This window comes from Bacillus sp. DJP31, assembly GCF_049310945.1.
Taxonomy (GTDB): domain Bacteria; phylum Bacillota; class Bacilli; order Bacillales; family SA4; genus Bacillus_BS.
The window spans coordinates 53000-78182 of the sequence record NZ_JBMERO010000004.1 but is presented as its reverse complement, the minus strand read 5'-3'; the positions used below and the strand labels follow the sequence as shown (position 1 = coordinate 78182).

The following is a 25183-nucleotide window of genomic DNA, read 5'->3' as shown; positions in this document are numbered from 1 at the left end:
TTTTACTCGATTATTTTATTGATCAATTTTCCTAAGCCAGTTATCTCTAACTCTACTGTATCACCTGGCTCTAGCCACCTGTGAACCTCTTGACCTAGCTCTAAGAGACAGCCTGACCCTACTGTACCTGATCCAATCACTTCTCCTGGATACAAAGTTACACCTGCTGATGCTCGTTCAATCATTTCACCAAAGGTATAATAGATATCCTTAAAATTCCCTTTAGACAGAAGTTTTCCATTTACTTCAGCTGTCATTTCTAACGAGTAACGATCTCCAACTCGGTACTTCTCCAGCTCATCCTTTGTAACGATATAGGGTCCTATGGATGTGCTGAAATCCTTCCCTTTTGCTGGACCTAGACCTACTTTCATTTCTTGAACTTGCAAATCACGAGCACTCCAGTCATTCATAATGCAGTATCCAAGAATATATTCATCTGCTTTAGCTGCAGGTATATTCTTGCCTTCTTTTCCAATCACACAAGCGATTTCAAGCTCATAATCTAGCCATTCACAATTGGGTGGTCGCTGTATTCCCTCGTTTGGTCCTTTAATGGCAAGATGATTGGTAAAATAAAATACTGGCATTTTATACCATTCTGGAACTACATCCAAACCTCGTTTAGCTCTTGCCGTTTCAACATGCTCCAAAAATGCATAAAAATCTCGAACACTTGTAGGTCGTTGTAAGGGGGCTTTTAAGGTGACCTCTTTGAGGTTGTATGCGCCTTTACTTGGCACCGTTTCCGACAATCTCTCGGCAATCCTTTGATATTGGCTTTTGCGCTCGATATATTCTAATAAATGGTTTGGGAGAACTCCACCAGAAGCCTCATGCATATCAATTGCAAATTGCTCATTATATAGCCACCCACCAACGACTTGTCCTGTTGGTTTTTGAAAGGTTATTAGCTTCATATCCTCACCTTTTCCGGATAATCTCGAACGTATCTGTCATCGGGCTTGTATACATGTGCCCAGCTAGTCTACCAATCGGGTCTAGCTTAGTAGTATCTATTTTCCCGTCATAGTAAAGTTCATCATCTACATGTACATATTGAACTTTCCCAATAACAAGACTACCCGCCCCAGGATGATCACCGAAATGTAAAACTTCGTGTAATGTGCATTCTAGGTGTACACGGCATTCTTTTACACGAGGTGGTTGAACGGTCTGACTCTTGACCTTTGTTAAGCCAGTGACATCAAATTCATCAATACTTGGATCAAACGCTTTCGACGTTTCGTTCATTTGCTCAGCTACAGAACTACTAACAATATTAATGACAAATTCCTTTGTTGTTTCTATATTTACCAATGTATCCTTTTTTTCTCCCGTTTCCGCTTTTCTCATCGGTGAGAAACATATCAACATAGGATCCGCACAAATGGCAGTAAAAAAACTAAACGGGGCAAGATTGGGAATTCCCTTTTCGTCAATGGTAGAAACAAAGGCAATGGGTCTAGGCAGAATAGAACCCACTAGAAGCTTATAGGCATTCTGCCATTCTAGAGTATCAGGTCGTATGTCCATTTAGTATTTCACCTTTCGTCATTAGATTTTGTTGTAGTAAAGATAAAAATAGCTCGTTATCCTCTTTTGTCCCAATCGTGTAACGAATCATATTCGGCACACCGAGCAGGCTACCCGACCTTACCATGATCCCTTCCTTTAATACATAGGTAGTCATCTCATCAGCCAGGCATTGACAATCTACCATGACAAAATTAGATTGGGAAGGAAAGAAGGTAAGTCCAAGTTTTTCAAATTCGCTCTCTAGGTACTTTCTTTCAATATCATTACGAACCCTACAATCGTTTAAGTGGTCTTCATCCTTTATCGATATCTCGGCTGCAATTTGTGCCATTTGATTAACATTAAACACATCTTTTACCTTACGAAGCTCCGTGACAATCTCTTCATGCATAATCCCATAGCCAATTCGCAAGCTTGCAAGCCCATAAATCTTAGAAAATGTTCGTAAAATGATAAAGTTTGGAAATTCATTAAGAAGCGGGACGGTTTGTAGATAGTCGGCTGAAGTTACATATTCATAATAAGCTTCATCAATAATAACTAGCACTTGTGAAGGGATTTTCCGTAAGAATGACTCCAATTCCTCTTTACCTACTATTGTTCCTGTAGGATTATTAGGATTACATAAAAAGACCATTTTTGTTTTCTCAGTAATCGCCTCAAGCATTCCGTCTAAGTGGTGGGTACCATTTATGACAGGAACAATTACAGGCTTACCGCCTTCGATTAAAATATTCGATTTATATCTTGGAAATGTGATATCAGCCATTACGGCTTCATCACTAGGATTTATGTAGGTTTTGACTAGTATACGGATCACTTCATCTGAACCATTTCCAAAAACAAGATTAGTAGGTAAAACATGTAAGTAATCACTTACAATTTCAGCTAAACTAGATGCTAGCCCATCGGGATACAAATGAAGTTGGTCCAAATTGGAAGATAGGAATTCCTTCACTTTAGGTGAACATCCATAAACATTCTCATTCTCGGATAGCTTTCGTATAGGAGAGAGCCCATATTCCTTTTGAACTTCCTCTACTTTCTTTCCTAATACATACGGGGTAATTGCTTGTACTTCAGGGCGTGATTGAATGTTCACTGACAAACTCCACCATCCTTTCTAACAATAACTTCTACCTGGAAATAGTAGAAATGGGAGACTTAGCATCTCCCATCATCTCCCTATTATTATAAATTTCCACGCTTTTCTTGCTCTCTTTCAATGGACTCGAAAAGTGCCTTGAAGTTCCCCTCACCGAAACCTTTTGCCCCTTTACGTTGAATGATTTCAACAAACAATGTTGGACGGTCAACCACTGGTTTTGTAAAGATTTGCAACAAGTATCCTTCGTCATCACGATCGACTAAGATATTTAACTCTCGTATTTTAGAAATCTCCTCATCGATTTTCCCTACACGCTCTGATAGCATTTCATAGTATGAATCTGGTGTATTTAAGAACTCGACACCATTTTTCTTTAAGATTCCTACTGTTTTTACAATATCCTCTGTAAGGATTGCGATATGTTGAACACCTGGACCATTATAAAAGTCTAAATACTCTTGAATTTGTGACTTTCTCTTTCCTTCTGCGGGCTCATTGATTGGGAACTTGATGCGACCACCATTATGCATAACCTTTGACATGAGAGCAGAGTATTCTGTGACGATGTCCTTATCCGTAAAGTGCTTTAACTCCTTAAAGCCCATGACATTTGCATAGTAGTTCACCCATTCTTCCATTCTCTCAACATTACCTACAACGTGATCAATTCCAATAAAGCCTGCATCCTCGGATGGAACGGTAAACTCCGCTGGTTTATATCCAGGCATGAAAAGCCCAGTATAATTCTTGCGCTCAACTAGCGTATGTATGGTGTCTCCATACGTACCAATAACAGCCTTTTTGATCGTTCCGAATTCGTCAGTTAGCTCTATAGGAGGCATGATTTCTATTGCACCACGAGACACAGCTTCATTGTAAGCCTTTTCAACATTCTCCACAGTTAGCGCAACATCTTTCACACCGTCTCCGTGCTTTTTAATAAATGTTGCCACTCTGCTACTTTCAGCTAAGGAACCAGATACAACTAAACGTACTTTACGTTGCTGAAGAACGTACGATACCATCTCACGGTTTCCAGTCTCCAACCCAGAATAAGCTACTGGCTTAAATCCAAAAGCTGTACAAAAAAAGTGACAGGCTTGCTTTGCATTACCTGAATAAATCTCTAAGTAATCAACATCTGAAATTTGAAAAAAGTCTTCTACAACTGTGCTTGTTTGTAACGTATTTTCTTGCATAGTGAGACCTCCTTGGTTCTTCTGAATTTTTATTATTCTGAATACATCATAAAATAATTGGTCAGAAGTTTTCAAGAGTTTGGAGTAAAGCTAAAACGCTTTATAGCAATAAAGCGTTTAGGGTTTAGCTTATACAGATTGTGTTTTTTTCTGCTTTTGCTTTTGTGGAGGTAAATGAATGGACTTGCCCGAGAGTCCCTCGATCGTTTCTAGCAAGCTTTCATTTAAACTTGGGTGTGGATAATAAGGAAACGAAAAGTCTTCTTCCCTTACCACCATCTCTAACCCTATCACTCCACTAGAAATTAATTCAATGGCTCCAGATCCTATTATATGAACACCTAAGATCAAACCCGAGTCAGCATCAGAAATAACCTTAACAAAACCATCCTTTTGATTCGTGACAGCAGCGTAGCCGTTCGCATGAAAAGGAAATTTGGAAACACTCACGGATTGATATTCTTCTTTTGCCTCTTCCTCCGTTAAACCCACACATCCAATTGGTGGATTAGAGTGGATAACAGTAGGAATCAAAACCTCATTGTAAACAGACGCGAGTCCAGCTATCACCTCTGCCGCAACTTTACCTTGTTTGATGGCTGTGACCGCGAGCTTTCGTCCGTTCGTCACATCTCCAATCGCATAAATATGAGGTAGAGAGGTTTGGCATTGCTGATCGATTTCTATAAAACCGTCTGAGGAAAGCAATAGGTTAAATCGTTGAATACCAAGATCATTGATATTCGCCTGTTTTTCGTTCGAAACAAAACAATGCGACCCTTCAATTGAAAGACGATCTTGTTTATTTTGGAATGTGACATAAACCTTTTCTTCAAGTTTTGACACATCTTCAATCTTGCAATCTTTATAAACTTGAATCTTCATTTTTTTGCAAAGACGAGTTAATTCACTATTAATAGATGAGTCAAACTGAAAATCAGACTCTTGTAAGCATAGTGTCACTTTTGCTCCTAATGCCTGAAAACACATAGCGATTTCAATCGAGATATAATCAGAACCTACCACAATTAAGTGGTCAGGTATTTCTTCAAGGGAGAAGATGGTCTTTTCATTTACTATACATTCTTGGTTGAATGTCTTGTTCAACTTCCCAGAGCAGCCTGTTGCGATAATGGCATCTTTGAACTTATATACATCATATTGATGCCCATTTTCTACTCCAAGCTTATCTTCTGCTATAAAATAACCAGTACCGTAAATAAGTTCAATCTTATTCGCTTTACATAATGCTTCGACACCTGCACGAAGCTGTTTGACTACGTTTTGTTTATATTGCTGAAGCTTAGCTAGATTGAAACGGTGGTCTGAAATCTCTATTCCTACATCTGAAAGTCTGCTTAATTCTGCATACTTCTGAGAACTAGAAGTCAATATTTTGGAAGGGATACATCCTTCATTTAGGCAAACTCCACCAAGTTCATTCTTCTCAACAAGTGTGACAGAAAGGCCAAGTTGAGCAGCCCTTATTGCCGCATGGTACCCACCCGGGCCACCACCAATGATGACTAAATCGCGTTCCTGTGCCAATTCACCTACGACCATTTATATCAACTCCAACAGCATAAAAGTAGGATTCTCAATGAGTTTTGCAAAATGGCTAGTGAACCTGACCGCAGTCGCTCCATCAACAACTCGGTGATCAAATGACATCGAGACATTCATCATCGATCTGATCACGATTTCATCTTGGTTATTTACAACAGGCATTTTTTTTGTCTTATGAAAAGAGAGTAAACCGACCTCAGGGTGATTAATAATAGGCGTTGCTCCAATGGATCCGCCGAGTGGTCCGACATTACTAATGGTGAAGGTACCGCCCGTTATATCCTTACCCGTTAACTTATTCTGAAGAGCTTTATTTGTAAGTTCCTTCATTTCTAATTGAATTTGGTTGATCGTCTTTTTCTCAACGTTTCTGACAATCGGCACAACAAGGCCTTCTTCCGTATCAGTTGCAATTCCAATATGATGATCATGAAGTAACTGGATAACTTCGTTTTCTTCATCAAGTCTTGCATTAAAAATGGGATACTCTTTTAGTGAAAGTGAAAGAGCCTTGAGGAAAAAGACCGTTGCTGAGATTGAGATTCCCTCAGCCTTTAACTGACTACGAACTTTAATCAGCTCTGTAACATCGATTTCTTCAAAATGCGTGCAGTGTGGAATGGTTCTTAATGATTGTTGCATCTTCTTCCCAATCTGTTTCCTTCTACCTCTAAATGGAAGGGTCGTTATAGTAGTGGTTGACTCGGTAATGCGTGTATCGGTTGAAGAAACGACTTTCTCACTATGTAAATCTTGAATGGGTTCTTTAACTTTTGTTTCCAATGTTAAGTGGTTTTTTACATCTTCATCTGTAATTCTTCCGGCAGGACCCGATCCTTTTACCAAATTAATATTGACATTATTCTCTCTAGCTATTTTTCTAGTATATGGAGAGGCTAAAATACGTTGTTGTTTTTCAGTAGATTGCTGGTGAAATACACTTTCATTTTTTAGTCCTCTTTCAACAATAATCTGCTCAGAAGGCGCCTCTACCAATGGTTCATCTTCGATAATCATCACAGTAGTACCAACAGAAATAGTCTGACCTGCTTCCACCACTATTTCCTTAATAATTCCAGCTCTAGGGGCTGGAATCTCCGCTACCATTTTGTCCGTTTGGACCTCAACGATAGGTTCATCAGCTTTGACCCGATCACCTGGCTTAACAAAGAAATGGGTAATATGTGCTTCGGTCATTCCTTCCCCAATATCATGAAGCTTTACTTCTATCATATAGGCCCCTCCTAGAACTTCACTACTTTTTCTATTGCTTGGATTACTCGCTCCGGAGTAGGTAAGTAAAAATCTTCAAACCCAAAGTATGGAACAGGTGTATCAAATCCTGTAACTTGCTCAGCTGGAGCCTTTTGATAAAGAAAGGAATAATTATTAATAATGGAAACGATGTCATTCCCTACCCCACCCGTTAAATGAGCTTCTTGCACGATAACCGTTCTACCAGTCTTTTGGACAGACTCTGTAATCAGATCCCGATCAAGTGGATAAAGAGTACGTAAATCAATAACATCACATGATATCCCTCTTTTTGACATCTCTTCAGCCGCTTTCGTGATGACCGGGATCATGGCGCCCCATGCAAAAATAGAGACATCTTCTCCCTCTCGAATACGCTTTCCTTTTCCAATCTCAATTGAATACTTGCCTTCTGGGACTTCTTCCTTGACTGATCGATAAGATCTCATTGGTTCTAAAAAAAGAACTGGATCTGGATCTTCTATAGCCGCAATTAACAAGCCCTTTGCATCATATGGATTGGATGGACACACAACTTTTATACCAGGCATATGGGTAAAAAGTGCCTCCGTACTATCTGAATGAATTTCAGGTGCACGAACACCCGCTCCATATGGGGCACGAATGACCATGGGAACTGTAAAATGGCCCATTGTACGGGAACGAAGTCTAGTGGCATGCGTCATGATTTGCTCGTAAGCAGGATAAATAAAGCCAAGAAATTGAATTTCTACAACTGGACGAAATCCACATACAGCCATACCGATAGCTGCTCCAACAAATCCTGCTTCACTAAGAGGAGTATCAAGAACTCGATTTTCTCCGAATTGCTCCTGTAAGCCATCAGTTGCTCGGAAAACGCCACCGTTTTTGCCGATATCTTCTCCAAGTAAAATCACATCATCCCGTTCTTCTAGTATCGTCCTCATTCCATCGGTAATTGCCTGGACCATTGTTAAGGTTTTTGTTTTAACGGCTGTTTGCATGTTGATCACCTCTTTTTAATTGCAAAAATGCATCCTTTTGTTCGGAAATTGTCCATGTTGGTTTTTCAAAAACATAATCAAAAATGTCCACTGCATTCGCCTTTGGAAAATTCTCCATTTCCATAATGGCCGCATCAATTTCCTTTGACACTTCATCCTCTAGTTGAGTTACCCACTCCGGATCAAACCAACCCTTATTTTTTAGTAATCGTTCTACACGAGTTATAGGATCCGTGCTTTCTCTTCGATTCTGGCTCTCTAATTGATCTCGATATTTAGTTGGATCATCTGCTGTTGTGTGTGCCCCGTAACGCCAAGTAACTGACTCTATGAGAGTAGGTCCTTCTCCGTTCCTTGCCTTATCTAACGCCTTCATCGTTTCGAAGTAAACAGCAAACACATCATTTCCGTCTATCCGCTTTCCTTCAATATCATAAGCCAACGCTTTTTGTGCAATAGTTTTCGTTTTCATCTGTTTATGTAGAGGGACAGAAATCGCAAAACCGTTATTTTGATTAAAAAAGACAACAGGTGCATTCAACACACTGGCAAGGTTTAATCCTTCATGAAAATCACCTTCTGAGGTTGCACCATCACCAAAATATACGATGGCTACATTCTTCGTTCCTTTTCTTTGTTCAGCATACGCTGCCCCAACTGCATGAGGAAGCTGTGTGGCAATTGGAATTCCTGGAGGGAAGATTTTCTTACCATTTGGAGGAACACACCCCTCATTACGACCATTCCAAAATAAAAGAATATTTCTAAGGGAGTGTCCAAATGTCATAGTAGCCCCGTGGTCACGGTAAGAAGGGAAAAGCCAGTCGTCTGTATTTAAAGCAAGGGCACTTCCTACTTGAGAAGCTTCTTGCCCTTCAAACGGAGCATACGTTCCAATACGACCTTGACGCTGTAAACTCACACATTTACGATCAAAGGTACGAATGCGTACAAGGTGATGGTAGAAACGCTGCACAAATTCCTTCGTTAATTTTTGCTCAACATTTAGATCTTCGATATTTCCTTGTTCATCTACAACTTGAATGATCGGAAATTGACTTTCCATGTAAACAACTCCTTTTCAATATCGTAATGGAGACTGCGCTGTTTAGTTTCTGACACTCCATTTTGCACGTTTGGAATGGGAGAAGAAGCTATTTCGCTTTGTTCTTGCACTAAGTCGTTCTTCACAGAATCGATTTGATGCTTCTACTGTTGTTATTCCTTCTTCTATTGCCTGCTTATATATATCTAGTAGAGATGTATAAATAGATTTTGTCTTTCTTAGTACTCTTTCTTTATTTGGTTCATAAAGTTCGTCGGCAACCTGAATAAGTCCACCAGCATTTACAATATAGTCTGGTGCATATAGAATTCCTTTTTGCCCGAGCATTTGACCATGTCGTAGTTCCAGCAATTGATTATTAGCTGAACCTACTACAGCTTTAACACCGAGCATTGGAATGGTATCATCATTGATTATTCCGCCAATCGCACAAGGAATAAACACATCTGCATGGGTCTGATAGATTTCTGAACTACTCACGATCTTTACCAAAGTACCTAGTTCTTTGGATCTTGTGACAAGCTCATCAATCACATGCTGATGAATGTCTGTGACATATAGATCAGCACCCTCTTCCATTAGTCGCTCGGCCACTTTAAAGCCTACTTTTCCTAGCCCTTGAATGGCATAGCTTTTCCCATGTAGATCAGTTGTGCCCCATATTGCTTGATTTGTTGCTTGTAAGCCATAAATCACTCCAAGAGCCGTTGGTAATGAAGAGTCACCACTACCGCCGTAAACTTCTTCCACACCGACGATACAATTTGTTTCCTTCAGAGCATGAACGAAATCATCCGGTGTCGTCCCCATGTCCGTTCCAGTGTAGAAACGACCATTTAGAGAATCCACAAATTGACCGAAAGCACGGAATAATTCAGGTGATTTATCGGTTAATGGATCCCCAATTATGACAGCTTTTCCTCCGCCGAAATCCACATCTGCTGCCGCACATTTGTAGGTCATCCCTTTTGAAAGACGTAAAACATCCTCAAGTGCATCATCTACTGATTTATATGGTTGCATCCTACAGCCACCTAAGGCAGGCCCTAGTGTTGTGTTATGAATAGCAATAATTGCTTTTAAACCTGTGGACTCATCATTACAAAATACAACCTGCTGATGTTCGCTAATTTTTTGAAACATATCCATTAAGGTTCCACCTCTCAATCAGAAAAAGTAATCGCTTACAAGTTTAATAGAATGTAAAAATACCACTATTATTTTTAACTTGGTTTCTGTAATAGTTGATGAATTTTTTCCTTTGGTAAGATGACTTGTTTCACTTCACCAATACCTACTAGAAGATCATTACGTATAACTTCTGTTTTTGTGAACACCTTATTTCCGTCAACTTCATGTAAAATTGCTTTTATTGTAAGTTGATCCCCTTCACAGCAAGGTGCAATATGCTTCACTGAGACCTCAGCACCCATACCTTCTTCCATATCCTCTAAAAAAGGTAGAATAAGTAGTCTTGAGGCCCATTCCATGTGATAAACCATTGATACCGTTGAATAAGCGCGGTGAACAATTACTCCATTAAAACTAGCAAACATATCTGAATCAACTGTAATAGTAAGGCTAGCTGTTAAACCAACTTCTAGTCCTAGCTTCATTTCATACTCCCTTCAATATGTATCAAAAAAAGAGCAAATAGATGAAGAAAGCTCCTATCTACTTACTCTTACATTTACCGATATATATTACGTAAGTAGGGATTCCACACCTGTAAACGGTTACAAATAATGTGATGTTTTTTTACCTCAACGTTATTACAACGTTATATTACCATTCATATTAGTTGAATGTCAATAATTTTCCGAAAATTTGGTAAAATAATAATATATGACTTAATTTACAATGATCCTCTTATATAACTACTGAAATTTATTTTTCTGAAATAATATTCATTCCAAAATCAATTCCAATAGTAGGACCTTTAATTACTTTTTTACATTATGAAAAGTGCAAGTGCCAGACGAGAAGTGAATAGGTGGAAAATATATAATTGTCGATAAACTGTAATTATCGATATTATAGATACACTCGCATATCTAGTCAATTTTATTAATAATAGAAACACTCCGAAATTTAATTAAGTAATTAATTTTTGAGGTACAAACAATATAATGTATAAGCAAATTGAGGTGCAAAATTATTCTAAATTAGACCACAAAAAAGAACATAATCCTTAACGGAAAATGCTCACTCTTATTCCACAAACACACCCGCTGTCAAAAGTGCTTTTAGCATAAAACAGTTTTAGAGGGTGTTCAAAAAGTCCGGCAAAAATAGCTTCAAATTTCTTCGTCAGCTCGTCTCTCCGCTCCTCACGTATACAAAACATACGCGCAGGAAGCTCAAGACTTCGCTTCCTCGAACTTCTTTGCTCTTTTTGTCCTCCTTTTTGAACAGACTCTTTTAGTGTATTCACCAACTATTTCAATGTTTACCAAACTTAAGAATACATCATCTTAAAAAATATCACCCTCATTTAGAGATTTTGATAAATTCGAAAGCATGAACATACACCTCCAATTACTGCCCTAAAACCAACTCTATTCTATTACCCTTGTTACACGAAACTGTCCGGTAAGTTGAACAAGGAAAATAGTATTCAAGGAGAGCCCGTTCGTTGAAGAAATTGTAGTCTTTAATCTGGAGAATCTATGTCACTTTTGTATTCTAAAATGTCTCCAGGCTGACAGTCTAAAGCCTTACAAATCGCTTCTAATGTTGAAAGCCTAATTGCTTTTGCCTTTCCATTTTTCAAGATAGATAGGTTAGCCATTGTTATTCCAACCCTCACCGAAAGTTCTGTTACGCTCATTTTCCTTTTAGCCAGCATCACATCAATATTGATTATAATTGCCATTGTTTTCACCTCAGACTATTAAGTCATTTTCCGATTTTATATCAATCGCTTCTTGTAAAAGTCTTTGAAGAACAGCAGCAAAGACTGCGATCACCGTTGATGCAAAGATAGGGACCATTCCGATTATTATGAGTTCCGGGGCATCGCCTAACTCTGCCAAGAGATAAACGAATGGCATCATTACCACATACAAAGTACTAATTGTCATTGCACAGTATTTTATATTCTTTAAAGCTTTAACAGAAATTTGTGAGAAAGCTTTGTTCTTGTCAATATAACTTAGAAGACGGAACGCCTGATACAACGCAAAGAAAAACGGGATTACGGATACATACATAATGATTAAAATGGGATAAAGTATATGGGTATAATCTTGATATACTGGATTATTAGCTAACCAAGATAACCCAAATATACACAAAGCAAGAACTGGAGTTCCAATAAGAAATAAAGCTATTTTTAAAAACAATGTTGTTCCTTTTTTCATAAAAAGCACCTCACTTATTTTATATAAATTAACTTTACTACATATTTTATTGTTTTACAATAAATTATTATTAAATTAAACATTAATTTTATCGTTAAGTGAATTTTAGTTTAGACACAGATAAGGAGCATTCCTCATACAAAGAATTGATTTATTAACTTAAAACTATAAAATTTATAAATTGTTTAACTAACCGTTAGTTATATATAGTGACTTACACAATAATTTCATATTATATAAATGATGTGACAATAAGTCATTTTTTTTTACCTTTTCGTTCTAAAAATATTGGAGCTAGATTTAGTAAGATAGATACAATTGTCAAAAACCATAATGCCCTTTCATAATTGGGCACTTCCCTTAAAGCTGACCAATCTTCCTTTATTACCAACTCCGATACAAAACTGTATTCTGCACAAAGTGTTAATGCTGTAAATGATAATCCTAACGCCATAGCGAGCTTATAATCCTTTCCTGCTGCATACATATATAGATTTATAAAAGTTACAACTATTGCAATAATCCCTAATATTATCCACATTACTATTCCCCCCATATATTGAACAATCCTGCTCTTTACTTCAACGAGGAGAGTTTTTCTGGAGTAAATCTATTATGAAAAAAAGTTGGGTTATAATAAATGAACCAAAAACAATTAAAATCATTCCAATAAATAAATCTATTTCAACCACTAAATGCCCCAATGACAACGCAATTGTAAAAAATAATACTACGCCAAGTAATAGAGCTAGAAAAAATATACTTATATAACGCCCCAATTCTATCTCTCCTTTTAAATACAAATTTATTAAGATGAATTTTATCTCCTTCTTCAACAATACTGCGTCGTTTGTATTACGAGGTTAACTAGATAAGCAAAAGAAGCTAACGTTATGAAAGCTCCTGTTAGCTTAAAAGAATATAAATCGAAACAAAAAGTATAAATGCTGATGCAATGAACGATATAATAGCATTTTTCTTACGTTCTGCTTTCTTTTCAGAACACCAGTGACAAGTATCATTGCTCCTAAAAAAAATAACATATATGGCGAAAAGTCATTGATACCTGTAAATAAAGCCCAAAGTGATAATCCTAGTGCAAGATCGGCAAACACTATCCTCAATACCATTAACAAAGTGTGCACTCTCCCCCCCAAAAAATTGATTTTTATCTAATGAATTATCCTGCTTCGTTAACACAAGAAGCGACTGCTCTTATTGAACATTCGCACCCGTTCAACAAACCGCTTCTTAAATCCACTCTTTTCCATGTTCACGAATGAATTTAATATCGTTTTGATAATGTTCATAGTGCCCTTCATCTATCATCTTTTGAAAAGCAATATCTCCTTCATCGGCTTTTCTTTTCATGTATTTACATAATCCTTCTAATCTTAGCAATACCATCTCTAAATATCCTTCTTTCATTCCCTCAATACCGTAAGATTCAAAAAACAATTCAACTCTTTGTTTTATTCGTTTAGCATCATCTGTTGGATTATAATGAACTGTCTCGCCTTTTTCGGTATGATAATGCCTACTTAATGGAACACATGTGTAAAGAGTATAAGCTATGTCCCAAAGTCGTGGAATTATTACTTATCGCTAGACTTGGGGCTGTTCCTCCACCTCCATTACAGAGGTTTCACAGGTCGTACCCCTACCCTCATAAGGACAAATGCATTTCGCCATATCACTTATAGCAACCGTTTCGGGTGACAGCCCTTGAATCAACGTTCCTTATTTTCCAAGTCCCTTACAACCTAGCTATGTTTTTTCTAAACTTAGGTGCTTCCTGTAAGCCTGTGAGCTGGATACCGCCATTGTTCGGTATAGCGTGTTTCAGAGAAGCAATTTTTACTCCACGTCACTCACCTCATCGTTGGATGGTACATAAGTTTCCTCATGTTCTAACTTTTTTCGATAGTAACTACTTTTTCAGTGGCCTCACCTTACTAAGCGTTATTTTTCTAATTACATGCGCATTTACATTGAGTGGGTTTGCTCCCTTACCTCTTAAACGAACTTCTTTGTTAGCAAATAAGTGTGCAATTAAATATGAAAAAGTAGTTCCTTTAAGGGTACGAATTGAATTTCTGTACTCCAAAACTGAACTACTTAAAATTTAATCAAAATGTTTTTTGCGTCTAAGATAGAAGCTGAGAAAGTACAGTAACTTGTTCCTTAGCTTCTTTCATCATTCTAGTGAGTAATTCTTCGACAGAAGGAATATCTTGGATAGAGCCTGAAACTTGACCACCGTTTATAAACCCGTCAGCTAGATTTCCTTCTATTGCCCCTTTTCTATGAAAGTCCTCAGTTGTCATTTCATCAAAGACTTCTAAGGTTGTACCATTTTTCTCAATTTGAAGAAGCTTATGAGCGTAATCTGTATTCATTAATCTACGAATTTTGCCAACGGATCTGCCAACAATCACCGTATCAGTATCGGATGCCTGCACGAGTGCTTCCTTATAACGGTCATGAAAAGGAGCTTCCTTTGTAGCGATGAAGCGAGTTCCCATCTGAACACCACTTGCACCAAGAGCCAGCATCGCAGCTAATCCCCTACCGTCCCCAATACCACCTGCTGCTACAACCGGAATATGCACAGAGGCTACAATTTGAGGAATTAATGTTAGAGTTGTTGTTTCAAGCTTGGAATTAATACCAGCTGCTTCATACCCTTCTGCAACGAGTACATCCGCTCCTGCTCGTTCTGCTTTAATCGCTTGTTTTACGGAAGAAACTACACAAATTAATTTTATCCCATGTTCCTTAAGCAATGGAATATAAGGAGCTGGATTTCCTGCTGATAGGGAGACAATAGGAACTTTATATTTGATAAGCAACGAAAGCATCTCGTTTACATATGTCGTAACAGATATCGGAATATTTACAGAAAATGGATGTTTAGTTTTCGTACATGTCTCTGTTAGGATTCCCTCGACTTCAGTAGGATCCATGGTTCCTACGCCAATTGTTCCGAGTCCTCCTGCGTTTGAAATGCTGGCAGTTAAGATGGCGTTACTAATATTTCCCATACCCCCTTGAATAATTGGGTATTTAATTTGTAGTATATCCATTAATTTATTCACCTAATTCCCCTCCCGTATAATTAATGTTATACTAATTGAAAAATTAAGACAATATGAACGGAGGATAAATATGCTATATTCGTTTCAAGATAAAACACCAGAGCTAGATTCAACCGTTTTTGTGGCTCCGGGAGCTCGAATAATTGGTGACGTTACAATCGGAAAAGAATCCACTGTTTGGTTCAACGCAGTTCTACGTGGTGATGAAGGTCCTATAACAATCGGAAAAAGAACAAGTATCCAAGATAATGTAACTTGTCACTTATATGAAGGTTCTCCACTGTTTATTGGAGATGAGGTAACCGTTGGACATAATGCCATTCTTCATGGATGCACGATTAAAAATAGAAGCATCATCGGGATGGGATCCACTATTCTAGATGGAGCTGAAATCGGAGAAGAATGTATTATTGGAGCTAACACTTTGATCCCGCCTGGAAAAATCATTCCTCCTCGCTCTCTTGTAGTTGGTTCTCCGGGTAAGGTGGTAAGAGAAATCACTGATAAGGATCTTGAGCTCATACAGTTGTCGATTGACTCTTATGTTGGTAAGGGTACAGTGTATAAGGAGAGCTTTGAAGCACAAAAAGAGCAGTAGTCATAACTGCTCTTTTTTAAAAAGGTTTTGTGTCTAGCTCCAGCGCCTAGTCCCTCGAGGTCAAATAACCCAGATCAAATAAAAGGGAAAGTATCCCCTTTTATTTGATCTGGAACATTTGCTTGTCGGGACTGATCAAGGCGCTTTCAGCCTTTCAATCAGTCAATCATTAAAGGATGATTGAGTATGTCGTATTGTTGATCCTTTTTAGTCAGTTCATTTCCTTCTTGAAACACTTCCTCAAAAAATTGGGACGCTGGCGCTGCTAGTTCTTTGTAATACTCACTAAACAATGATGCAGCATGATTACCTAACCATTTTTGGGGAAGCAGTTCTTCAGGAAGCCCTGGATCAACAAATAAAAACTTTCGGTACTCATGGACAAGCTTTGTTCGCTCCACGAAACATTCAGCTGATGTCATGTTACCCCGATTAATTTTATTTTTATCAATGATATATTTTTGACTATACTCTGAAATAAACCACTGGTATTTCTCATTAATTTCTTGCAAGTCCCAAGACTTTTCAATTAAACGCTGGTCTTCATGAGGCCCTTTATAGTCCGCTTCGAAATAATCTACGTACTCTTTAATCTCATACTTATCTATTAAATCATATACTTGCTTGTCTAAAAGATTAGGACTAACCCAACAGCTATTGGAAAAGGATCCAAAACCACTCCAAACTAACTCTTTACGAAGCTCATCTCGAATACTTCGAATTTCTTCTGGGATCGTGTACATCAAAATTCTCCATTTTCCGTCCCATTTCTCAGGCTTTAGTTTGAATATGCGGCCAGCTGCTTCTTCAATTCGCTTAGCTCCGTTTGGAGATAAATAATAAAAGCTTTTATTCCCTAGCTTCTCAGATTCAACCCAACCTTGTTTAAGCATTCTCGATATGGCAGCACGAACAGCTTGGTCATTATGCCCAAATTCATTTAATAATTTGATTAAGCTTCCAATCCATATTTTATTGCCGTAATGGCGAATATAATCTCCATATAGAGTGAAAATCATTGATCTAGTATTCATTTTCTCGTCAACCTCTGTTCTATACCCTTCTCATATAACGGTATTTTTATGTCTTAGAAATAATTGGTGATGTAATATTAGTCAAAAAACAGAATACCTCATCCTACTATATTTAACAAGCTAATGGTTAGTAAGAAAGTGATAAATCGTCCATAGGGAACCCTATGGACGATTACTCTCCTAGAAAGTGAGGCTTTCTCTTTTCACTAAAGGCAATAAGTGCTTCTACTCGATCTTTAGTTGGAATGGTTACTTCATACGCTTTCGCTTCTATTAGTAGCCCTGATTGAAGATCGGTATTTAACCCTGTGGTTATTGCAAATTTTGCTTGTTCAAGAGCAATTGGTGCATTTTGTAGCATTTCTTCCGCTAGTTCTATACATTTGTCCATCAATTTGTCTCTTGGAACAACGTAGCTAACAATTCCGTACTCAAGTGCTTGCTGTGATGAAATCTTTCTTGCAGTTAATATCAATTCTTTCGCTCTTGTTTCTCCGATTAGGCGTGGTAAGCGTTGAGTTCCACCTGCACCTGGAATTATACCCCAGCTTACTTCGGTTAAGCCCATGACGATATCTTCAACAGCGATCCGGAAATCACATGCAAGCATTAGTTCAAAGCCTCCACCAAAGGCATACCCATTGACAGCAGCAATAGTTGGTTGAGGAAGATGTGCGACCATATCAAAGACTTCTCTTATTTTTTTTACATTTCTTTTGACTTCAGCTTGAGTTAAGTGTTTTCTTTCTTTTAAGTCAGCACCTGCACTAAATGATTTGTCACCTGCCCCAGTGAATATAACACTACGAATCTCTTTATTCGTAGCAATCGTTTCTATAAGTTGGCCTAATTCCTGTAACGTTTCGTAATTAAAACAGTTTAAAGCCTCTGGTCGGTCGATTGTAACAAGAGCTATGTGACCATTTTGTACAAATTTAATATTCATCTTGATACCTTCCTTCTTTTGTATAATCGATGTTCTCTATGATTGTAGCGATCCCTTGTCCTACACCTATACACATTGTAGCAAGACCATAGCGGACTTTTCTACGTTTCATTTCATACAGAAGCGTTGTCATGATTCTTGCTCCACTCGCTCCTAGAGGATGTCCAAATGCAATGGCTCCTCCATTTACATTGACAATCTCCTTGTCTAATTCTAACTCTTTTATACATGCTAGTGATTGGGAAGCAAAGGCTTCATTTAATTCTACCAAATCAATCTCTTGAATAGATAGTTTTGCCCGCTTAAGTGCTTTTCTTGTCGCGTAGATTGGACCTAGCCCCATCACTCTTGGTTCTAAACCTGTTGTAGCAGAAACTACATATCTAGCTAATGGCTTAATGTCTAACTCTCTAGCTTTCTCAGCACTCATAAGAAGTAACGCTGAGGCCCCATCATTAACACCTGATGCATTTCCAGCTGATACCGTACCATTTGAAAATAAAGGTTTTAATTTAGCAAGCTGCTCGAGTGTCGTGCTTGGTCGCGGATGCTCGTCCTGATCTATGACCATTACATTTCCGCGTTTATCCTTGATTGTTACAGGGACAATTTCTTTCTCAAATTTATTTGATTCCATCGCCTTTTTTGCTTTTTGCTGACTATCAAAAGCAAACTGATCCTGAGCCTCTCTCGAAATTTCATAGCTTTTCGCTACATTTTCCGCTGTTTCAGGCATAGAATCAATGCCATATTGTTCTTCTAATCTATCATTTACAAATCTCCAGCCAATGGTTGTATCGACCAGTTCCATGTTTCCTCGTGGAAAATCACTATCTGGTTTACCCATCACAAAAGGAGCCCGTGTCATACTTTCAGTTCCGCCAGCTATGTAAATATCACCTTCTCCTGCCATAATAGCACGAGCAGCATAATTAATGGCATCAAGGCCTGATCCACAAAGTCGGTTAATAGTAGTGCCTGCTACTTCAACGGGTAAACCTGCAAGTAACCCGGACATTCTAGCCACATTTCGGTTATCCTCACCAGCCCCATTGGCATTACCGAAGACAACCTCCTCGATTTCGCCAGTAGGTAAATTCTGATTACGTTCTACGAGAGCTCGAATGACAATCGCACCTAAGTCGTCTGGCCGCACTGCTTTTAAAGCACCCTTATACCTGCCGATCGGGGTTCGAACAGCATCAATGATCACTACTTCTCTCATTGCTTGTCTCCCCCTTCATTCGTGTAGTTGTATACACCCTTACCTGTTTTTCTACCTAATCTTCCTGCCTTCACATATTGTTCTAAAAGTGGAGCAGGACGATACTTTTCACCAAGCTTTTCGTGTAGGTACTTTAAATTATTTAACCTCGTATCTAGCCCAACTAAATCGCCTAATTCGAACGGTCCCATTGGATAGTTGAGGCCAAGCTTAATCGCTTTATCAATTTCCTCTGGTGTACCTAAACCCTCTTGTAGCATATAGAACGCTTCATTCCCAACTAGAGCACTAATTCTACTTGTCACAAACCCTGGAAATTCATTTATTGTCACTGTTTCCTTACCCATAAGACATGCAACATGTTTAATCGCATCAATCGTTTCATCACTTGTTTCTAAGCCTTTACTAATTTCAATAAGAGGCATTTTATGTACCGGATTAAAAAAGTGCATGGCAATGACCATTTCAGGACGCTTCGTAAATGAGGCAATCTCAGTTGGACTCATTGTTGATGTATTTGTTGCAAAGTAACAATGTCCTGGTGCATGAACGTCTATAATTTCGAAGACACTTTTTTTGATTTCGGCCTTCTCCGGAACGGCTTCTATGACTAAATCTGAAATTTTAGCTGCCTCAACTAGGTTTGTTGTATAAGTTAAGTTTTCTAGTGCCTTTACTTTGGCTTCCTTAGATAATTTTCCTCTTTCTACACCTTTTAAGAAAATCGACTCAATTTCACTTTTCGCTTGTTGGAGCTGTTCATCTAATACATCGACTAATGTAGTTTGAAACCCTCCAACTGCAGAAACATAGGCAATTCCTCTACCCATAACCCCAGACCCAATAACCGTAATATGATTAATCAAGAGAATCCTCCTTTTTACTTTTAAGAAATGAAACGAGCACTGAGTAAGTGCTCGTTTTTGTAGTTATATTTTGGGTTGACCCTTAAATACCAAACGGGTTCAATGGTCTGCTACCATAGTAAGAAATAATACTCTTCGTTTCAGTGTAAAGGTCGAGCGTCTCGATACAAAGTTCACGACCAAAGCCTGACTGCTTGTAACCACCAAATGGTGTTCCTGGGAAAGCTGAGAACGGGCAGTTTACCATCACAATACCTGCTTGGATTTGATTAGCTACACGCGTTGCTCTTCCGTGATCTTTTGTCCATATAGCAGAGCCTAAACCAAACTCAGAGTCATTGGCAAGTTTGATCGCTTCCTTTTCGTCCTTGAACTTCATCACAACAACGACTGGACCAAAGATTTCCTCACGAACAACCTTCATATCATGGTTTACATTCGTAATGATGGTTGGCTCATACCAATGACCATTTTCTAAACCTTCAAGCTTTAGCTCTTTACCGCCTGTAACAATCGTAGCTCCTTCTTCAATTGCTGATTTTACATAACCATCAATGATTTCAAGCTGCTCGCGGCTAATAATAGCTCCTACATGTGTTTCTTTTTCAAGTGGATTAGCTAGTTTCAACTTCTTTGTTTTTTCAACAAATTTCTCTAAGAACTCTTCATAAATATCCTCTTGAACATACAAACGAGATCTCGCTTCACAAGATTGTCCTGTATTATAAAAAATTCCAAACAAAGATCCATCAACGGCAGCATCAACATCTGCATCCTGGAAAACTAGATTAGGTGATTTACCGCCAAGCTCCAATGTTACGCGCTTTAACGTTTTAGATGCTCTCTCCATAATGCTTTTACCAATTGGAGTCGATCCAGTAAAGGCAACCTTATCAACTCTTGGATGTTCGACCAAATAGTTCCCTATTTCCGAGCCCTCACCTGGAAGTATGTTAACGACTCCTTCAGGTACTCCAGCTTCAATACAAATCTCACCTAAGACAATGGCCGTAAGCGGCGTCAATGTAGCTGGTTTTAAAACAACAGAACAACCAACTGCAATGGCGGGTGCAATTTTCCAAGCAGCCATCATTAACGGATAATTCCAAGGAATAATTTGAGCACAAACACCAACTGGTTCTTTTTCTGTATAGTTTTGGAAAGCACCAGGAACGTTATTTACAGCTCCACGATGTCCAACGATGGCACCCGCGTAAAATTCAAAATCCTCAATAGCTTGCATGACTTGACCTTGTGCGGCAGTTAACGCTTTCCCACTATCCAACACCTCTAATTCAACAAGCTCATTAAAACGAGATCTCATAATAGAAGCAATCTTATTTAGGACTCTAGAACGCTTATTAACAGGGAAGTGACGCCATTTTCCAAAATCAAATGCGTTTCTCGCAGCGAGAACAGCATTTTCTGCATCTTCCTTTGATGCTTTTGCCACTTTGGCTAATGGTTCACCTGTTGCTGGATTGAATGTAGTAAACGTTTCACCCGTTGTGCTTTCTGCACGCTGGCCATTAATAATAAGTTGGTAAACCTCACGTTTCATTTCAAGAGTACCAAAGGTTTGCTCTTTAACTGTTGACATAATCATTCATCTCCTATTTCATCCTATTTGCCGATAAAGGTTGGTTTTCGTTTTTCGATAAAAGCAGTGACGCCTTCTTTATGATCGATTGAAAGACCAGCAATTCGTTGTCCTTGTGCTTCTTTTTCTAAATACTCATCAAACGTAGAATTCCAGCTTGTATGTAGGGAACGTTTAATGAGACCAATGGCTTTCGTTGGCATATTGGCTAGTCGCTCTGAAAAGGCTGTGACTTCCTCGTTCCATGACTCAAGAGGTATCACTTTTGTTACTAATCCAAATTCCTTTGCTTCAGCAGACGAGATTTTTTCACCTAGAATGGCAAGTTCAAGAGCTTTTGCATGTCCTATTAATCTAGGTAAATAGTATAGATTACCTGAATCCGGGATTAACCCTACGTGTATAAATGCTTGAATCATACTTGCCTTTTCAGAGGCTAATCGGAAGTCACATGCAAGGGCTAAGCTTAAACCAGCTCCTGCTGCTACCCCATTTATGGCTGCAACTACAGGTTTTTCTGTACTAGCTAGTTGCTTCATCATTGGAGCGTATCTTGTTCGGAGTACATCCCCATGATCCATGTCTGTAGTGACACCTTCTAAATCTTGGCCAGAGCAAAAGGCACGACCTTCTCCAGTGATGACAATGCATCTTACTTCTTTATCAGTATCTGCAGATTTCAAAGCCTGCTGTATTTCCTTGTTCATTTGTTCGATAAAGGCATTTAACTTTTCAGGTCGATTGAGCGTTAGCCATGCGACACCATTTTGTATGTGATAACGAATTGTTTCATACATGCATTTAGCCCTACTTCCCTTTAAAGTTTGGCTTTCGTTTTTCAACAAAGGCTTTCATGCCCTCTTTTTGATCTTCCGAAGAAAATAGCAAGTAGAAATTTTTCCGCTCTAATTGCATTCCTTCATTTAGAGGAGAATCAACTGCCTTTAAGACGGATTCTTTAATTAATCGTAGTGATAGACTTGGCCGTTCTGCTAGCTTTCTAGCAAACTTAACCGTTTCTTCCATAAGTAATTCATTTGCTACAACTCTATTAATTACACCATACTGAAGTGCCTCATGTGCTGACATTCGATCCCCAGTTAACAACCACTCAAGCGCTTTCATTTTTCCCATAAGTTTAGTCAGTCTTTGAGTACCACCAGCACCTGGCATCACACCCAAGCCTACTTCTGGAAATCCGAATTCCGTTTTCTCTCCGGCAAACAGAATATCACAGCAAAGGGCAAGCTCAAGTCCACCACCAAGAACAAAACCGTGAATGGCTCCAATGATGGGCTTTTTAATGATAGCAAGTCGATCCCAATCAACGAATTGATTTAGGAGTTCTAATTCTATCGAACTGATATCCTTCATTTCGTCAATATCTGCTCCTGCTGCAAATGCACGACCATTACCAGAGAGTACGATGACACGTATGGTAGAGTCCTTATCAAACGCTTCAGCAGCAGTGACTATTTCCGATACCATTTGTCGATTAATTGCATTCAATACTTTCGGACGGTTTAATGTGATAAAACCAATTCCATCTACCGACTCTGTTAGAATCAGATCATATGGTTTATTCATTCACTTCTTCACCAATTAATAATGTTACTAATTCACCAGCAAATGACATTAGATCTTTTCCGGATGCTTTGCCCTCATCACTTCTCATCGCAGCTTTTAGAGCGTCGTGACTCTCATAAAACATTTCACACATTAAGTAGTATTTCCCTTCTCCGCCCATTGGAGAACCTACAACCTTTGTTACGACCATTTTCTGTAATCCAGGTATTTTAGATGTGATTGGAGCATGTGTACCAAAGTAATGTTCGTCAAAACTTGCCTTTTCCTCTGGATGCTTGTAAAGAGCGATTAATTTTACCACTTTTATTGTCTCCCTTATATTTTATTAAGCTAGTAAAAAGAATTCTTCTTACTTTTGCTTGTAACACTACATTAATGTTGAAATTGGCTTCATTGCTTCAAATGGATTTTTACAGCTTTTGCAGTATAAAATACTGCGGCATGCCGTGGGTCCAAATAGGTTTTCAAGTGTTGTATAGGTCGATGAGCAATAAGGACAATCTACATGCCATTGCCCATTTGGTCCGAACTGCTTCGGTGGTGGTGCAATTCCAAATTCCTTTAACTGCTCTCGACCGAGTGTTGAAATTCGGTCTGATGTCCAAGGTGGATGAAAGATAAATTCAACTTTAATCGTAAAATTCTTCATCACTTCGTTAAGTGCCTTTTCTACATTTTTCTTAATAATTTCTAGAGCAGGACAACCCATGAAAGTTGGTAAAAGACGAATAACAATCTCGTTACTAGTAATCTGTAAATCTTCTACCATTCCTAAATCAATAATATTGATTGAATCAATTTCAGGATCTTTTACGGTAGATAGTGCCTTTAAAATTTGTAGTTCGACAACATTTCTACTGCTGCTTTCATTGTTCAATATTTTCCACCCTCTAATAAGGAACATTGAATTCATCCTTACAGTTTATTACCTTTTTACAGGAAGTATGACAATCTACCAGGTAGCTGTAGGATCCGAATGATAAACCTCACCTAATGTTTCCAAGGCTTGATCTAAATCTGCTGTGTGCTCTCCAATTCTTCCGTTCCCCTTTGACATACTCATGTTAGTTGGGATTTCTAATTGAAGACTAGTAAAGATGGGTGTTAAAAAAAGAACCCACCTTTTCTTTAGTGTATCTTCTTCTTCAATCAGTCCCAAGTTGACCATTTCAGAACCGGAGCTTCCTAACAGGAACAGATCCTCTAATTGATTGGTGGCCTTTTCAATGGCCTTTTCCATACGCACTCTAGCTTCTCCACCTGCTTTGATGAGTTGCTCAAACCACGTCTTCCAATGTAGCAAATGATAGTAAAGCTCCATATTAATTTTGACCGCAGCTTCTGCTAGCGGCGAATAACTAGAAGTCTTTAGTGACTCAATTCGTACTTTTTTCGCAACTGTATAAAAATAATGTCTAACTACTGCAAAAGCCCAGTCATATTCTGGTTCAATAAGATATGTTCCAGGTCCATTGACTTCTTCTAAAAGTATTGCGTTTCGTCGTTCATTAGATTTCCTTGAATGGGCAAGCGCGTCAACGTCACCCCTACCAAGCTGTTCTAAAAGCAGATAGAACATGGCAGCGTGGCCCATTGTATCCTGGCTAATAGATGAGAATGCAAGATCTTCCTCAATATGCGGAGCAAGTCCTAACCACTCAGAACCACGAAATGCGACAATAAAATCATCATCCGCAAGCTGAAATAGCAATTGGGTTAATGCCTCTTTATATACTGGATTTGAAATACTTCTTTCTATATCATGATTCATGATTTGTCTGTTTCCCTCCCCATGAAAGGATTTCTTTCTCATCTAGCATCTCTTGTTCGTAGTGGCGCCATTTTTTCTTTAAATAACCATACCCCTTTGTATTCCGATAATCTTTATTATCCAAGCGGTTCAGTGAAAGCTTTTCCTCTTGTGTCATCTTTCGAATATCGGACCGCTTAACCACCCATATATCGGCTGCTGGTTCTCTTCTCATAAAATTTTCCTGTGCCATTACTAATGCAATTTCTGCGTTTGGTGCAAGTATACTGAATTGATATTGCATGGGGGCTGTATCTGTTCTTTTGCTAAAAACTTCATATTCATGATAAAAGCTTTTCCCCTTGTCTATCACGGTCTCCCCCCCCTTGTTATCTTAAC

29 protein-coding genes and 1 pseudogene are annotated in these 25183 nt (G+C 38.5%); 1 reads left to right on the top strand and 29 read right to left on the bottom strand.

The genetic code is table 11. The features are described from left to right. Positions 1-2 precede the first annotated feature (2 nt). From ACOI1C_RS05865 to ACOI1C_RS05780, 18 genes and pseudogenes are all read right to left on the bottom strand, one after another. A complete protein-coding gene (locus tag ACOI1C_RS05865; RefSeq protein WP_422508929.1) occupies positions 3-920 on the bottom strand; it encodes a fumarylacetoacetate hydrolase family protein in 918 nt (305 codons plus the stop codon). A 4-nt stretch (positions 921-924) separates the two neighbouring features. Beyond that, complete coding sequence (locus ACOI1C_RS05860; RefSeq protein WP_422508928.1) at positions 925-1536, bottom strand: flavin reductase family protein; 612 nt, start codon at positions 1534-1536, stop codon at positions 925-927. After that, the gene (gene hisC / locus ACOI1C_RS05855; protein ID WP_422509200.1) at positions 1520-2641 is read right to left on the bottom strand and encodes a histidinol-phosphate transaminase; all 1122 of its coding nucleotides are present in this window, start codon (positions 2639-2641) and stop codon (positions 1520-1522) included. Before hisC ends, ACOI1C_RS05860 begins: the two co-directional genes overlap by 17 nt. A gap of 89 nt (positions 2642-2730) precedes the next feature. Continuing rightward, entirely contained in the window at positions 2731-3846 is a 1116-nt protein-coding gene (hppD, locus tag ACOI1C_RS05850) for a 4-hydroxyphenylpyruvate dioxygenase (RefSeq protein WP_422508926.1), read from the bottom strand. A gap of 129 nt (positions 3847-3975) precedes the next feature. Continuing rightward, positions 3976-5409 carry a dihydrolipoyl dehydrogenase gene (gene lpdA / locus ACOI1C_RS05845; RefSeq protein WP_422508924.1) on the bottom strand — a complete coding sequence of 478 codons (1434 nt, stop codon included), beginning with the start codon at positions 5407-5409 and terminating at the stop codon, positions 3976-3978. After that, entirely contained in the window at positions 5410-6642 is a 1233-nt protein-coding gene (locus ACOI1C_RS05840) for a dihydrolipoamide acetyltransferase family protein (protein ID WP_422509198.1), read from the bottom strand. A gap of 14 nt (positions 6643-6656) precedes the next feature. Next, positions 6657-7652, bottom strand: a complete 996-nt coding sequence (locus tag ACOI1C_RS05835; RefSeq protein ID WP_422508922.1) for an alpha-ketoacid dehydrogenase subunit beta — start codon at positions 7650-7652, stop codon at positions 6657-6659. Continuing rightward, positions 7636-8718, bottom strand: coding sequence for a pyruvate dehydrogenase (acetyl-transferring) E1 component subunit alpha (gene pdhA, locus ACOI1C_RS05830; RefSeq protein ID WP_422508920.1), 1083 nt, complete (start codon positions 8716-8718; stop codon positions 7636-7638). Before pdhA ends, ACOI1C_RS05835 begins: the two co-directional genes overlap by 17 nt. 42 nt (positions 8719-8760) lie before the next feature. Next, positions 8761-9867 (bottom strand): Leu/Phe/Val dehydrogenase, encoded by a 1107-nt coding sequence (locus ACOI1C_RS05825; RefSeq protein ID WP_422508918.1) that lies wholly within the window; start codon positions 9865-9867, stop codon positions 8761-8763. A gap of 74 nt (positions 9868-9941) precedes the next feature. Further along, positions 9942-10334, bottom strand: coding sequence for a thioesterase family protein (locus ACOI1C_RS05820; protein WP_422508916.1), 393 nt, complete (start codon positions 10332-10334; stop codon positions 9942-9944). Positions 10335-10909: 575 nt separating this feature from the next. Beyond that, entirely contained in the window at positions 10910-11152 is a 243-nt protein-coding gene (locus ACOI1C_RS05815; protein WP_422508914.1) for a hypothetical protein, read from the bottom strand. A gap of 219 nt (positions 11153-11371) precedes the next feature. Then, positions 11372-11593 carry a helix-turn-helix domain-containing protein gene (locus tag ACOI1C_RS05810; RefSeq protein ID WP_422508912.1) on the bottom strand — a complete coding sequence of 74 codons (222 nt, stop codon included), beginning with the start codon at positions 11591-11593 and terminating at the stop codon, positions 11372-11374. A 10-nt stretch (positions 11594-11603) separates the two neighbouring features. Further along, positions 11604-12080, bottom strand: a complete 477-nt coding sequence (locus ACOI1C_RS05805; protein ID WP_422508910.1) for a DUF2975 domain-containing protein — start codon at positions 12078-12080, stop codon at positions 11604-11606. 256 nt (positions 12081-12336) lie between these two features. Further along, on the bottom strand, positions 12337-12621 hold the full coding sequence (locus ACOI1C_RS05800; RefSeq protein WP_422508909.1) for a hypothetical protein: 285 nt from the start codon (positions 12619-12621) through the stop codon (positions 12337-12339). 40 nt (positions 12622-12661) lie between these two features. Then, positions 12662-12859 carry a hypothetical protein gene (locus tag ACOI1C_RS05795; RefSeq protein WP_422508907.1) on the bottom strand — a complete coding sequence of 66 codons (198 nt, stop codon included), beginning with the start codon at positions 12857-12859 and terminating at the stop codon, positions 12662-12664. Positions 12860-12986: 127 nt separating this feature from the next. Continuing rightward, entirely contained in the window at positions 12987-13118 is a 132-nt protein-coding gene (locus ACOI1C_RS05790; protein WP_422509196.1) for a DUF3953 domain-containing protein, read from the bottom strand. 213 nt (positions 13119-13331) lie between these two features. Continuing rightward, positions 13332-13670 (bottom strand): annotated as a pseudogene (locus ACOI1C_RS05785) (aminoglycoside phosphotransferase); the annotation flags it as partial. A gap of 557 nt (positions 13671-14227) precedes the next feature. Beyond that, positions 14228-15178: an NAD(P)H-dependent flavin oxidoreductase gene (locus ACOI1C_RS05780; protein ID WP_422508905.1), complete on the bottom strand. Its 951-nt coding sequence runs from the start codon at positions 15176-15178 to the stop codon at positions 14228-14230. A 70-nt stretch (positions 15179-15248) separates the two neighbouring features. On the opposite strand from ACOI1C_RS05780, the gene ACOI1C_RS05775 reads away from it, so the two are divergent. Continuing rightward, a complete protein-coding gene (locus ACOI1C_RS05775; protein ID WP_422508903.1) occupies positions 15249-15776 on the top strand; it encodes a gamma carbonic anhydrase family protein in 528 nt (175 codons plus the stop codon). Positions 15777-15934: 158 nt separating this feature from the next. Here ACOI1C_RS05775 and paaX read toward each other — a convergent pair whose 3' ends face one another. From paaX to paaB, 11 genes are all read right to left on the bottom strand, one after another. Continuing rightward, on the bottom strand, positions 15935-16810 hold the full coding sequence (gene paaX, locus ACOI1C_RS05770) for a phenylacetic acid degradation operon negative regulatory protein PaaX (RefSeq protein WP_422508901.1): 876 nt from the start codon (positions 16808-16810) through the stop codon (positions 15935-15937). A 172-nt stretch (positions 16811-16982) separates the two neighbouring features. After that, positions 16983-17756 (bottom strand): enoyl-CoA hydratase-related protein, encoded by a 774-nt coding sequence (locus tag ACOI1C_RS05765; RefSeq protein ID WP_422508899.1) that lies wholly within the window; start codon positions 17754-17756, stop codon positions 16983-16985. Beyond that, positions 17746-18981, bottom strand: coding sequence for a 3-oxoadipyl-CoA thiolase (pcaF, locus tag ACOI1C_RS05760; RefSeq protein ID WP_422508897.1), 1236 nt, complete (start codon positions 18979-18981; stop codon positions 17746-17748). The genes ACOI1C_RS05765 and pcaF overlap by 11 nt, the downstream gene beginning before the upstream one ends. Next, entirely contained in the window at positions 18978-19847 is an 870-nt protein-coding gene (locus tag ACOI1C_RS05755; protein ID WP_422508895.1) for a 3-hydroxyacyl-CoA dehydrogenase, read from the bottom strand. Before ACOI1C_RS05755 ends, pcaF begins: the two co-directional genes overlap by 4 nt. Before the next feature lie 82 nt (positions 19848-19929). Beyond that, a complete protein-coding gene (locus ACOI1C_RS05750; protein ID WP_422508893.1) occupies positions 19930-21447 on the bottom strand; it encodes an aldehyde dehydrogenase family protein in 1518 nt (505 codons plus the stop codon). A gap of 23 nt (positions 21448-21470) precedes the next feature. Then, on the bottom strand, positions 21471-22244 hold the full coding sequence (locus ACOI1C_RS05745; RefSeq protein WP_422508891.1) for an enoyl-CoA hydratase-related protein: 774 nt from the start codon (positions 22242-22244) through the stop codon (positions 21471-21473). Between the two features lie 10 nt (positions 22245-22254). Beyond that, positions 22255-23034, bottom strand: a complete 780-nt coding sequence (locus ACOI1C_RS05740; protein WP_422508889.1) for an enoyl-CoA hydratase/isomerase family protein — start codon at positions 23032-23034, stop codon at positions 22255-22257. Continuing rightward, complete coding sequence (locus ACOI1C_RS05735; protein WP_422508888.1) at positions 23027-23335, bottom strand: EthD family reductase; 309 nt, start codon at positions 23333-23335, stop codon at positions 23027-23029. Before ACOI1C_RS05735 ends, ACOI1C_RS05740 begins: the two co-directional genes overlap by 8 nt. Before the next feature lie 66 nt (positions 23336-23401). Beyond that, complete coding sequence (gene paaD / locus ACOI1C_RS05730) at positions 23402-23938, bottom strand: 1,2-phenylacetyl-CoA epoxidase subunit PaaD (protein WP_422508886.1); 537 nt, start codon at positions 23936-23938, stop codon at positions 23402-23404. Positions 23939-23986: 48 nt separating this feature from the next. Further along, entirely contained in the window at positions 23987-24805 is an 819-nt protein-coding gene (gene paaC / locus ACOI1C_RS05725; protein ID WP_422508884.1) for a 1,2-phenylacetyl-CoA epoxidase subunit PaaC, read from the bottom strand. Beyond that, complete coding sequence (gene paaB, locus ACOI1C_RS05720) at positions 24795-25157, bottom strand: 1,2-phenylacetyl-CoA epoxidase subunit PaaB (protein ID WP_422508882.1); 363 nt, start codon at positions 25155-25157, stop codon at positions 24795-24797. The genes paaC and paaB overlap by 11 nt, the downstream gene beginning before the upstream one ends. Positions 25158-25183 lie beyond the last annotated feature (26 nt).

Bases quoted from the DNA above. Each gene is read 5' to 3' on its own strand.
- paaX (WP_422508901.1), bottom strand. From the start codon at position 16,810: ATGAATACTAGATCAATGATTTTCACTCTATATGGAGATTATATTCGC.
- hppD (WP_422508926.1), bottom strand. From the start codon at position 3,846: ATGCAAGAAAATACGTTACAAACAAGCACAGTTGTAGAAGACTTTTTT.
- ACOI1C_RS05745 (WP_422508891.1), bottom strand. From the start codon at position 22,244: ATGTATGAAACAATTCGTTATCACATACAAAATGGTGTCGCATGGCTA.
- pcaF (WP_422508897.1), bottom strand. From the start codon at position 18,981: ATGAGAGAAGTAGTGATCATTGATGCTGTTCGAACCCCGATCGGCAGG.
- ACOI1C_RS05825 (WP_422508918.1), bottom strand. From the start codon at position 9,867: ATGGATATGTTTCAAAAAATTAGCGAACATCAGCAGGTTGTATTTTGT.
- ACOI1C_RS05805 (WP_422508910.1), bottom strand. From the start codon at position 12,080: ATGAAAAAAGGAACAACATTGTTTTTAAAAATAGCTTTATTTCTTATT.
- ACOI1C_RS05740 (WP_422508889.1), bottom strand. From the start codon at position 23,034: ATGAATAAACCATATGATCTGATTCTAACAGAGTCGGTAGATGGAATT.
- ACOI1C_RS05765 (WP_422508899.1), bottom strand. From the start codon at position 17,756: ATGAATATTAAATTTGTACAAAATGGTCACATAGCTCTTGTTACAATC.
- paaC (WP_422508884.1), bottom strand. From the start codon at position 24,805: ATGAATCATGATATAGAAAGAAGTATTTCAAATCCAGTATATAAAGAG.
- pdhA (WP_422508920.1), bottom strand. From the start codon at position 8,718: ATGGAAAGTCAATTTCCGATCATTCAAGTTGTAGATGAACAAGGAAAT.
- paaD (WP_422508886.1), bottom strand. From the start codon at position 23,938: ATGTTCCTTATTAGAGGGTGGAAAATATTGAACAATGAAAGCAGCAGT.
- ACOI1C_RS05750 (WP_422508893.1), bottom strand. From the start codon at position 21,447: ATGTCAACAGTTAAAGAGCAAACCTTTGGTACTCTTGAAATGAAACGT.
- ACOI1C_RS05860 (WP_422508928.1), bottom strand. From the start codon at position 1,536: ATGGACATACGACCTGATACTCTAGAATGGCAGAATGCCTATAAGCTT.
- lpdA (WP_422508924.1), bottom strand. From the start codon at position 5,409: ATGGTCGTAGGTGAATTGGCACAGGAACGCGATTTAGTCATCATTGGT.
- ACOI1C_RS05820 (WP_422508916.1), bottom strand. From the start codon at position 10,334: ATGAAGCTAGGACTAGAAGTTGGTTTAACAGCTAGCCTTACTATTACA.
- ACOI1C_RS05810 (WP_422508912.1), bottom strand. From the start codon at position 11,593: ATGGCAATTATAATCAATATTGATGTGATGCTGGCTAAAAGGAAAATG.
- ACOI1C_RS05865 (WP_422508929.1), bottom strand. From the start codon at position 920: ATGAAGCTAATAACCTTTCAAAAACCAACAGGACAAGTCGTTGGTGGG.
- ACOI1C_RS05775 (WP_422508903.1), top strand. From the start codon at position 15,249: ATGCTATATTCGTTTCAAGATAAAACACCAGAGCTAGATTCAACCGTT.
- ACOI1C_RS05835 (WP_422508922.1), bottom strand. From the start codon at position 7,652: ATGCAAACAGCCGTTAAAACAAAAACCTTAACAATGGTCCAGGCAATT.
- ACOI1C_RS05800 (WP_422508909.1), bottom strand. From the start codon at position 12,621: ATGTGGATAATATTAGGGATTATTGCAATAGTTGTAACTTTTATAAAT.